General features: G+C 72.0%; 2 protein-coding genes. Both read left to right on the top strand.

Annotated features, from left to right (window positions below; genetic code table 11):
* The coding region (locus tag JHN63_RS51790; RefSeq protein ID WP_307782204.1) for a 3-oxoacyl-[acyl-carrier-protein] synthase III C-terminal domain-containing protein at positions 1-649 on the top strand (649 nt) is incomplete at its 5' end.
* A gap of 105 nt (positions 650-754) precedes the next feature.
* The coding region (locus JHN63_RS51795) for a cupin domain-containing protein (RefSeq protein WP_200692043.1) at positions 755-1,111 on the top strand (357 nt) is incomplete at its 3' end.

Raw genomic sequence — 1,111 nt, forward strand, 5'->3', positions numbered from 1 at the left:
CGGCGGCGCCGCCGTCAACCGCGCCCACGACTTCTGCGTGGCCCACCCCGGCAGCAACGTCCTGATCGTGTCGGCCGAGTTCTGCTCGCTGTGCTACCAGCCCGACATGGACGACATCGGCTCGCTGCTCTCCGACGGCCTGTTCGGGGACGCGGTCGCGGCCGCGGTGGTGCGCGGCACCGGCGGCACCGGCATCGAGCTGGAGCGCAACGCCTCCTACCTCATCCCGCACACCGAGGACTGGATCTCCTACGCGGTGCGCGAGACGGGTTTCCACTTCCAGCTGGACCGGCGGGTGCCGGGCACGATGGAGCCGCTGGCGCCGGTGCTGCGGGAGTTCGCCAAGGACCACAGCTGGGACGCGGGCAGCCTCGACTTCTACATCGTGCACGCGGGCGGTCCGCGGATCCTGGACGACCTCGCGAAGTTCCTGGAGGTCGACCGCAGCGTGTTCCGGCACAGCTGGGCCACGCTCAGCGAGTACGGCAACATCGCCAGCGCGGTGGTGCTGGAGGCGGCCCGCCGTTTGTTCGAGGAGGACCCGCCGGCCCCCGACGCCACCGGTCTGATCGCGGGCTTCGGCCCCGGCATCACCGCCGAGATGGCCCTGGGCCGCTGGAGCGACGGCGCCCGCGCCGACGTGGACTGACCCCCGCCGCGGCCGCTCGTCCCTGCCGCCGCTCGTCCCTGCCGCTGCCCGCAGCCGTGTTCCGCCGCTGCCGCCGCGGCTGTCTCTGCCGAAGGAACCCAAAAGATGACTGGCCTCATCGTCCCGCCCGGCCAGGGCCGGAAACTGGTCACCAAGGCGCAGGAAGTCACCTTCAAGGCCACCAAGGACCAGGGGTCCTCCCTGTCCGTCTTCGAGGTGGTCGTCCCGCCCGGCTTCGACGTCGGGGCGCACGTCCACCACGACGCGCAGGAGTTCTTCTACGTCCTGGAGGGCGAGCTGGAGCTCCTGGCGTTCGAACCGGAGCGGCGCACCCAGGACTCCTGGCACCGGTGGACCTCCCCGGACGGGGACCAGATCGCCGCCGCGACCGAGGGCGCCTTCATGTTCGTGCCCCCGGGCACCCCGCACGCCTTCCGCAACGCCTCCGACAAGCCCGCCCGC

Origin of the sequence: Streptomyces sp. MBT65, from assembly GCF_016612545.1 — a bacterium.
Lineage (GTDB): Bacteria > Actinomycetota > Actinomycetes > Streptomycetales > Streptomycetaceae > Streptomyces.